The 9,282-nt window shown below is 42.4% G+C and carries 10 protein-coding genes; 9 read left to right on the top strand and 1 reads right to left on the bottom strand.

The window, feature by feature from the left end; all coding sequences use genetic code 11:
- Positions 1 to 112: 112 nt before the first annotated feature.
- The 9 genes from B9J87_RS14410 to pyrF all read left to right on the top strand — a co-directional run bounded on the left by B9J87_RS14410 (position 113) and on the right by pyrF (position 8,207).
- A complete protein-coding gene (locus B9J87_RS14410; protein ID WP_026027116.1) occupies positions 113 to 385 on the top strand; it encodes an HU family DNA-binding protein in 273 nt (90 codons plus the stop codon).
- Positions 386 to 543: 158 nt separating this feature from the next.
- Entirely contained in the window at positions 544 to 2,403 is a 1,860-nt protein-coding gene (gene ppiD / locus B9J87_RS14405; RefSeq protein ID WP_094151451.1) for a peptidylprolyl isomerase, read from the top strand.
- A 136-nt stretch (positions 2,404 to 2,539) separates the two neighbouring features.
- Positions 2,540 to 2,839: a ComEA family DNA-binding protein gene (locus tag B9J87_RS14400; protein WP_017044597.1), complete on the top strand. Its 300-nt coding sequence runs from the start codon at positions 2,540 to 2,542 to the stop codon at positions 2,837 to 2,839.
- Between the two features lie 163 nt (positions 2,840 to 3,002).
- Positions 3,003 to 3,683 carry a (d)CMP kinase gene (cmk, locus tag B9J87_RS14395; protein ID WP_013857180.1) on the top strand — a complete coding sequence of 227 codons (681 nt, stop codon included), beginning with the start codon at positions 3,003 to 3,005 and terminating at the stop codon, positions 3,681 to 3,683.
- A gap of 103 nt (positions 3,684 to 3,786) precedes the next feature.
- Positions 3,787 to 5,457: a 30S ribosomal protein S1 gene (gene rpsA / locus B9J87_RS14390; RefSeq protein ID WP_094151450.1), complete on the top strand. Its 1,671-nt coding sequence runs from the start codon at positions 3,787 to 3,789 to the stop codon at positions 5,455 to 5,457.
- Positions 5,458 to 5,533: 76 nt separating this feature from the next.
- The gene (gene ihfB / locus B9J87_RS14385; protein ID WP_010317449.1) at positions 5,534 to 5,818 is read left to right on the top strand and encodes an integration host factor subunit beta; all 285 of its coding nucleotides are present in this window, start codon (positions 5,534 to 5,536) and stop codon (positions 5,816 to 5,818) included.
- Between the two features lie 141 nt (positions 5,819 to 5,959).
- Positions 5,960 to 6,235, top strand: a complete 276-nt coding sequence (locus B9J87_RS14380) for a LapA family protein (RefSeq protein ID WP_010317448.1) — start codon at positions 5,960 to 5,962, stop codon at positions 6,233 to 6,235.
- Positions 6,236 to 6,254: 19 nt separating this feature from the next.
- Positions 6,255 to 7,424, top strand: a complete 1,170-nt coding sequence (gene lapB, locus B9J87_RS14375; RefSeq protein WP_094144890.1) for a lipopolysaccharide assembly protein LapB — start codon at positions 6,255 to 6,257, stop codon at positions 7,422 to 7,424.
- Positions 7,425 to 7,511: 87 nt separating this feature from the next.
- On the top strand, positions 7,512 to 8,207 hold the full coding sequence (pyrF, locus tag B9J87_RS14370; protein ID WP_094151449.1) for an orotidine-5'-phosphate decarboxylase: 696 nt from the start codon (positions 7,512 to 7,514) through the stop codon (positions 8,205 to 8,207).
- An 80-nt stretch (positions 8,208 to 8,287) separates the two neighbouring features.
- Here pyrF and B9J87_RS14365 read toward each other — a convergent pair whose 3' ends face one another.
- Positions 8,288 to 9,052, bottom strand: coding sequence for a DNA repair protein (locus B9J87_RS14365; protein WP_094151448.1), 765 nt, complete (start codon positions 9,050 to 9,052; stop codon positions 8,288 to 8,290).
- Positions 9,053 to 9,282: the final 230 nt, after the last annotated feature.

The following is a 9,282-nucleotide window of genomic DNA, read 5'->3' as shown; positions in this document are numbered from 1 at the left end:
CCCCTATAGCTTGCAGCCCAGATGTAATAAGGCTTCAAGCTAGTTTGGGAACTTAATGGAACGAAAAGTCACCGTTAAAAAATAATAATGGGTGACGCAAAGGGGAATCACAGTGAATAAAACACAATTAGTAGAAAAAATCGCAGAAAACGCTGACATCTCTAAAGCATCGGCAGGCCGTGCTCTTGATGCATTCATCGAAGCCGTTAGTGGCACTCTTCAATCTGGCGATCAAGTAGCGCTTGTTGGCTTTGGTACATTTAGCGTTCGCACTCGTGCAGCGCGCACGGGTCGTAACCCTAAAACGGGTGAAGAGATCCAAATCGCAGAAGCAAAAGTACCTGCTTTCAAAGCAGGCAAAGCGCTTAAAGACGCTTGCAACTAATCAAAATCGTTATTTTTTTGCGGCTTAAGCGCAAAATTAATTCGAACCTTTTGAAATTATGCGCATCCTACTGATGCGCATTTCTTTTTCTGATATTATCGCGCTATTCAATTTTTAGGCTGAAGTGTGAAGCTTCTTATCCGGAGAGCAGTTAGATTATGATGGATCGATTACGCGAAGGCGTGAACAGCATCGCGGTGAAAATTATTCTAGGAATGATTATCTTATCATTCGTATTCGCAGGTGTCGGTAGCTACTTGGTCAGCGGTGGCAGTAATGCTGCGGCTAAAGTTGGCAATAGTGAGATTGGCCGTGGTGAATTTGAACAAGCGTACCAGAACGAGCGCAATCGCATGCAATCCCAATTAGGGGATTATTTTGCTAACTTGCTCGCTGATCCTCAGTATGTCGAGTCATTTCGTAAGTCAGTGCTTGATCGTATGGTTAACGATTTATTGTTGGAGCAGCATGCACAATCACTAGGTTTACGAGTGAGCGATGATCAGGTTCGTAAAATGATTTTAGACATGCCCCAATTCCAGACTGGCGGTAAGTTTGACCAAGAAATCTATCAAGCGGCTCTTCGCCGTGCAGGTTTCTCTGCTGAAAGCTTTGCAGAATATCTACGTCGTGATCTTATCCGTAACCAGTTACTTAGTGCTATCCAAGGTAGTGAATTTACGTTGCAGGGTGAGGTTAATCAGCAAAGTGAACTGATCTCTCAAACCCGTGATATCCGTGCGCTCACATTGTCACTCAGCGACTTTGCTAAAAATGTTGAGTTGAGTGATGAAGAAATTACTCAATATTATCAACAAAATGCAGAGCGCTATACCCGTCCAGAGCAGGTTAAAGTGGCTTATATCGAGCTTTCTGCCCAACAATTGAAAGACCAAATTGTAGTGTCTGATGAACAGGCCGAGCAGTACTACCAAGAGCATTTAGACAAATACTCCACTCAAGCACAACGTAAAGTAAGCCATATTTTGGTTCAAGGTGATGATAAAACTAAAGCGCAGGCGATTCTCGATGAACTGAATGCTGGCGCTGATTTCGCGACTTTAGCGAAAGAAAAATCAGAAGACGTAGGAAGCGCAGAAGAGGGTGGTTCGCTAGGTTGGATTGAACATGATGTGATGGACCCAGCTTTTGAACAAGCAGCCTTTGCTATCGAACAGATAGGGGATATCACAGGGCTGGTCAAATCTGAATTTGGCTATCACATTATCCGTCTTGATGATGTTAAAGCCCCTATCGCACAGCCCTACGCACAGGTTGCCTCTGAAATCAAAGCTGAAATGGTAGACCAAAAGGCCGCTGATCAGTTTTATGAGTTGCAGACTAAGCTAGAAAAAGTGGCATTTGAATCACCTGACTCTCTGGATGAAGCAGCAAACGCTATCTCAGCTAAGATTCAGAAAACCGATTTTATTTCTCAGCAAGATGCGCCTGAAATTCTTAAAAATCCAGCTGTTCTTCAAGCTATTCTAAGCCCAGAGGTAAAAGAAGATAGGCTCAATTCTGAGGTATTAGAAGTTGCCCCAGAACACGTTATCGTTGTTCGTGTTGATGATGCTCGGGAACAAATGGTTCTTCCTTTGGCTGAAGTGAAAGAGCAAGTGGTTGCTCAGCTTTCTAAAGTTAAAGGCGAACAACAAGCGATTGAGTTAGCCACAAAATTGATTGATACCCTAAAGAAAGGTGACCAATCCTTATTGGAACAGCGTGGGTTAAAATTTGCTGAGTTGGAAATGATTGATCGTAGCTCTCCATTGGCGAGTACGGTGTTTTCTCTCCCTAAACCCGCTACAGATAGTGTGGTTTACGGTCAAGCGAAAGCAATGAACGGTGATATTGTTCTTGTTGAACTACATAAGGTTGAGGCTAAAGTCACACCTCAGTACAACGATCAAATTACGGCTCAGTTAGAGCGCATCGGTAGCCAACGTGATTTGGCTGCGATACTTACAACTTTGCGTAAAAATACAGACATTGAATATTATGTTGTGAGCCAATAAAGGCTAGTAATGTAATTGATATGAAACTCAAAATGGGCTGCTTATGCAGCCCATTTCAATTTCTACCTTTTTGATTCCCTCTCATTTCCAAGCTCAATTAATATTGGTACCCATTAATAAACAAGGAAATGTTCATATGAAATTGAAAACAAAACTCGGGTTGTTACTTCTAAGTATCGTATTGCCTCTTTCACCGACATTAGCAGAAGAAAAGGTGGTAGAAACGCACCAAGGCATTGAAATTACGGTTAATATAAATCAGGCTTCCGCTGAGGAAATTGCTACTTTGTTGAAAGGTATTGGACTTAAAAAAGCACAAGCGATTGTTGAATATCGTCAACAAAATGGCGATTTTAAAACCAAAGAAGATCTGAGCTTGGTGAAAGGCATTGGTGCCGCTACTGTCAGGCAAAACGCTGAGCGTATCATTTTATAAAAGTCTCTATCAAAAGCGTCGCCCCCTAAAAGCGACGCTTGTATCACTGTGAAATTTCAGTCATATCACCATTCCTTCCTAGCGCCTGTAACGGATAAGCACTATAATTTGTCGCCGACAAAAGCGAGCAAGCAAGCCGCATAAAAACTAAGTGGAGTAAATCATGTCCTCTCACACTCCGGTAATTACCGTAGATGGACCAAGTGGTGCAGGTAAAGGCACTCTTTGTATGTTGTTGGCTAAGAAATTAGGCTTTCATTTGCTCGATTCTGGAGCTATTTACCGCGTTCTTGCATTGGCGGCGATTCACCACGGTGTGGATACGGAGTCGGAAGAAGCGCTTGTTCCTTTGGCGACACATTTAGATGTCCAATTTATCGCAGAAGGCGACTTGGTTAGAGTGATTCTTGAAGGTGAGGACGTATCGAAAGAATTGCGCAAAGAAGAGACAGGAATGGCGGCATCAAAAGTAGCGGCATTGCCTAGAGTTCGTGAGGCATTATTACGTCGCCAACGAGCCTTTGCGAAAGGGCAGGGACTGGTTGCTGATGGACGTGATATGGGCACAGTTGTGTTTCCTCAAGCAGAAGTGAAAATATTCCTCGATGCCAGTGCGCAAGAGCGAGCCCAACGTCGCTTTAAGCAGTTGCAACTCAAAGGGCTAGATGTTAAATTTGACGCCCTTTTAAGCGAGATCCAAGAGCGTGACGACCGAGATCGTAACCGCCCAGTGGCCCCATTACGCCCTGCAGAGGATGCGCTATTGCTTGACTCAACCTCAATGTCTATCGACGAAGTTGTAGAAGAAGCATTACAATATGTAGAATCTAAGCTGGCAGAGTAGTTCTGCTAGGTAAGAGCGTCGGTCGCAAGGATGATGACTGGCGAATTTAATAACCCCATGCGGTAGGATACCCATGGAAGTTTAATTATTGAAGATTAAATAAATGACTGAATCTTTTGCTCAACTCTTTGAAGAGTTTTTAAACGAAACACAATTTCAACAAGGTACAATCGTTAAAGGTACTGTAGTCGCTATCGAGAATGGTTTCGTTCTTGTTGACGCTGGTCTTAAGTCTGAGTCTGCTATCCCTGCTGAACAGTTCAAGAACGCTGCTGGCGAACTTGAAGTTGAAGTTGGTTCTGAAGTAGACGTTGCTCTAGACGCTGTTGAAGATGGTTTCGGTGAAACTCAACTTTCTCGTGAGAAAGCTAAGCGTCATGAAGCTTGGATCGTTCTTGAGAAAGCTTACGAAGAAGCTGAAACTGTTATTGGTATTATCAATGGTAAAGTTAAAGGTGGCTTCACTGTTGAACTAAACGGTATCCGTGCTTTCCTTCCAGGCTCTCTTGTTGACGTGCGTCCTATCCGTGACACTACTCACCTAGAAAACAAAGAGCTAGAGTTCAAAGTTATCAAACTAGACCAGAAACGTAACAACGTTGTTGTTTCTCGTCGTGCTGTTATCGAATCAGAAAGCAGCGTTGAACGTGACGAACTTCTTGAAACTCTACAAGAAGGCACTGAAGTTAAAGGTATCGTTAAGAACCTTACTGACTACGGCGCATTCGTTGACCTTGGTGGTGTTGATGGTCTTCTACATATCACAGATATGGCTTGGAAACGCGTTAAACACCCATCAGAAATCGTTAACGTTGGTGACGAAATCCTAGTTAAAGTTCTTAAGTTTGATCGTGATCGTACTCGCGTATCACTAGGTCTTAAGCAACTTGGCGAAGATCCATGGGTAGCTATCGCTAAGCGTTACCCAGAAGGTCATAAACTATCTGGCCGTGTAACAAATCTAACTGACTACGGCTGCTTCGTTGAAATCGAAGAAGGCGTTGAAGGTCTAGTACACGTTTCTGAAATGGATTGGACTAACAAGAACATCCACCCATCTAAAGTTGTTAATGTTGGCGACGAAGTTGAGGTTATGGTTCTTGATATCGACGAAGAGCGTCGTCGTATCTCTCTAGGTCTTAAACAGTGTAAAGCTAACCCATGGCAGTCATTCGCTGAAGCGCAAGCTAAAGGCGACAAAGTTACTGGTAAGATCAAGTCTATCACTGACTTCGGTATCTTCATCGGTCTAGACGGCGGCATCGACGGTCTAGTTCACCTATCTGACATCTCTTGGAACGTTCCTGGAGAAGAAGCGGTACGTGATTACAAGAAAGGCGATGAAATCTCTGCAGTTGTTCTAGCAGTAGATGCAGAGCGTGAGCGTATTTCTCTTGGCGTTAAGCAAATGGAAAACGACCCGTTCAACGCATATGTTGCTGATAACAAAAAAGGTACTCTAGTTAACGGTACTGTTACTGCAGTTGACGCGAAAGGTGCTACAATTGAACTTGTAGACGGCGTTGAAGGTTACATCCGTGCTTCTGAAGCATCTCGTGACCGTATTGAAGATGCGTCTCTAGTCCTAAGCGTTGGTGACAGCGTTGAAGCGAAATTTACTGGTGTAGACCGTAAAAACCGCGTAATCAACCTATCTATCAAAGCTAAAGATGAAGCTGATGAGCAAGAAGCAATGGCTACACTGAACAAAGCTGATGAAAGTGCGTTTGGTAATGCTATGGCTGATGCATTCAAGGCTGCTAAAGGCGAATAATCTAACTCGCTAAAAGGGGCCGTAAGGCTCCTTTTTTTTCAGTTAGTGCCTACTTTGATAAGTAATGAGGGAAACTATGACTAAGTCTGAATTGATAGAAAGACTCTGTGCTGAGAAAACGCACCTATCTGCTAAAGAAATTGAAGACGCTGTGAAAGATATTCTTGAACATATGGCATCAACTTTAGAAAGCGGAGAGCGAATCGAAATTCGCGGATTTGGTAGTTTCTCTTTGCACTATCGTGAGCCTAGAGTAGGTCGTAATCCTAAAACCGGTGATAAAGTGGTGTTGGATGGAAAATTCGTCCCTCATTTCAAGCCAGGTAAAGAGTTACGTGAGCGAGTTAATGAGAATATCTAAAGCGATTTAGAGAGTATTCTAAAAAACGGCATACAGTTTAAGTATGCCGTTTTTTTAAGAAAGGAATCCATAATAGACGTGGTTTGTAAGGCCATTTTCCTGCATAATCAGACCAGATCAATACTGGATAGGTAGTGGCATATGAAAATTATAAAAATCGTTCTAATTCTTGCACTTTTTTTGATTGCTTTAGCATTAGGGGCTCAAAATCAAGCAGTTGTGACATTTAACTATTTGATCGCTCAAGGCGAATTTCACCTGTCTACTTTACTTGGCACTGTCTTTGTCTCTGGTTTTTTACTTGCTTGTTTGCTTGGCAGTAGCTTCTACTTTAAGTCTCAGTTGCAAGTTAGAAAGTTGAATAAGCAACTGAAAAAGCAAACAGCAGAGAACAGCGCTGTAACAAGTAAAGCGTAGTGAAATAAAGGCTGACTTGATGTTAGAAATTCTCTTCTTGCTACTACCGATTGCCGCCGCCTATGGCTGGTATATGGGAAATCGCAGTGCTCAGCAAGACAAGCAGAAACACTCTCACCAAATTTCTCGTCAGTATGTGACGGGCCTTAACTTACTGCTTTCTGATCAATCAGATAAGGCTGTTGATCATTTTATTGAGCTACTTCAAGTAGACAATGAAACGATTGATACCCACTTAGCGCTGGGCAACTTATTCCGTTCAAGAGGAGAGGTTGATCGTGCTATCCGCATCCATCAAAATCTCATATCTCGTTCAAGTCTTACTATTGACCAAAAAAATCTCGCCTTACAACAATTGGCAAAAGATTATATGGTGGCAGGTTTTCTCGACCGCGCTGAAAAAATATTTGAACAACTGATTGAAGAGCCCGAACACAAAGAAGCGGCGTTGCAACAATTGGTTTCTATTTACCAACAAACTCGAGAGTGGCATAAAGCTATCGATTACGCCTATGCGTTGGTAAAATTAGGCAGAAAAAGGATGCACAGTGTTATAGCCCATTTCTGGTGTGAACTTGCAATGCAAGAGAAGGCTGAAGGACGCGATAGCAAAGCGATTCAATATCTTAAAAAAGCGCTGTCTGAAGATCCGAAGTGTGTACGCGCAACGATCTCTTTAGGTAAGCTGTATCTTGAAAATGATGACTACCATCATACAATCCAGTATATGCAGATGGTCTTGGAGCAGGACATTGATTTTATCGGCGAGGTATTGCCGACGCTTGCTGAGTGCTATCACCATATTGGGAAAGAGGGTGAACTTGTTGAGTTTTTACGCGAGTGCATTATCAATGAAGCTGGAGTGTCAGCTGAACTGATGCTCGCACAGTTGGTGGCACAACATGATGGTGCTGGAGCTGCACAGGAACTTTTGACACGGCAATTGGTTAAAAATCCGACCATGAAGGGTTTCTACCGTTTAATTGACTACCATCTCATCGAAGCAGAGGAAGGTCGAGCGAAAGAGAGCTTGTCGACCTTGCAAAAATTGGTAGGTGAGCAACTAAAAGTAAAACCTCACTACCGATGCAGAAAGTGTGGTTTCTCAACCCATTCTCTCTACTGGCACTGCCCATCATGTAAGAATTGGGGTTCAATTAAACCTATCCGTGGTTTGGATGGTGAATAGAGTTCATGTACTGGAGTTACTGATCGACTCGAAAACTGCAGCTTATGAAAGCTGCATTTTTTTAGCTTAATTATTTTAGGAGTGAAAATGAAAGACCAGAGAGTAATTGTCGCGTTGGATTATGAGCAACAAGCGGAAGCGTTAGCTTTTGTTGATAAAATTGACCCCAACAGCTGTCGATTAAAAGTGGGCAAGGAGATGTTTACCCTGTTTGGTCCCGATTTTGTGCGTGAGCTACACAAAAGAGGTTTTTCGGTATTCTTAGACCTAAAGTTTCATGATATTCCCAACACGTGCTCTAAAGCCGTACGTGCGGCGGCTGAGCTTGGCGTATGGATGGTGAATGTTCATGCCAGTGGTGGGGAGAGAATGATGTCGGCGTCTCGTCAGATTCTTGAACCTTATGGTAACGATAGACCACTACTTATTGCTGTCACAGTATTAACCAGTATGGAACAATCTGATCTTCGTGGTATTGGCGTCGATGTTGCGCCTAAAGAGCATGTAATGCGTTTGGCTAGCCTAACTCAAAATGCAGGGTTAGATGGAGTGGTATGCTCAGCTCAAGAAGCGCACATGCTTAAGAGCCATCTTGGTCAAGAGTTTAAATTAGTTACGCCAGGGATCCGCCCTATTGGTTCTGAAGTAGGAGATCAAAGACGTATTATGACTCCGAGTGAGGCCATAAAAGCTGGTTCAGATTATCTAGTCATCGGTCGCCCAATTACTCAGGCAACAAGACCAGATGAAGTCCTAAAAGCGATAAATGATACGTTAATTTAAATTAATGTTTTCTTTACGTTGTTGTATGAAAAAAGGTCGCTTATGCGACCTTAAAAATATTTCCTAAGCAAAAAAATGGGCTACCATTTTTTCTTTTCACCAAACAGTGCTTCCATATCACTATTTCTCTCGTTATCTTCAATTTGTTGAAGATCTGTTGCACTTTTTGTTTGGCGTCGTTTTTCTAAGTCATCATACATTGACTGAAGTTTTTCACGAGCTTGATTGGAATAAGCATCATTTTTTGAACTCAGAACATCGATCCCTTTACGCAATAGCTGAATCGCAGTTCCGGGTTGCCCACGAACGATCGAATCATTTGCCCGCTTAACAACATTTTCAATGTTGATTCGAATTTGTATTGTTTCTAGACGCGCATTTTCAGCGACGTAAGATTGTGTTTCAAAACGTCCTTTATTGTGCTCACTACGAATCGTGTCTCTTAAACGTTTCACTAGTTTAAGCATAATCAAAGCTTGTTTATCGCTGGTGGGTACTTTAAACGTTGTGCTGTCACCACCTGGGTGGTTTTCTTGTAAATGCTTAATTTGCCCTTTCATATGCTCAATGCGTTGTGCCAACTGCTTATTTTTCGAGTCAAGCTCATACATACTAAGTAGGGCATCAAGGATACGGGTATTTAAACACACTAAGAGTTCTTTACTAAACGGCATGTGGTGTGCGTTGCCGATAAGGTCTTCTGTCGCATCAATAATGGCGATATATCGAGTCGACTCCTGCTTTTTAGCTGACTCGACCTTTACTTTGTATTGAAGCATGATGTTATAGCCAAGGACTAACACCAGCAAAACTGCTACAAGAGCAATGATTAAACCTATATTCATATAATCCGTATCTTTATTAGAATTCAGTGGCTCGCAATTAAGAATACACGATCCTTAGTTATCACTACACCTTCAAATTGACTATTTTTATTATTCCTGTTTTGACCCCTAAAAACTGCCTTTTATTGCTTAGATTGGGCGATAGTTGGCAAAAATTTAGTCAGCTACGCAAAATACTTACTTTTTTCTTCGCTCTTGAATCATCAAGCTTTGAATTGAGAGTGTTAAGC

The organism is Vibrio sp. V19_P1S1T109, from assembly GCF_002241375.1.
Classification (GTDB): Bacteria; Pseudomonadota; Gammaproteobacteria; order Enterobacterales; family Vibrionaceae; genus Vibrio; species Vibrio anguillarum.
Note: the sequence above shows the minus strand (reverse complement) of the source record. Positions and strands in the feature narration are given on the sequence as shown.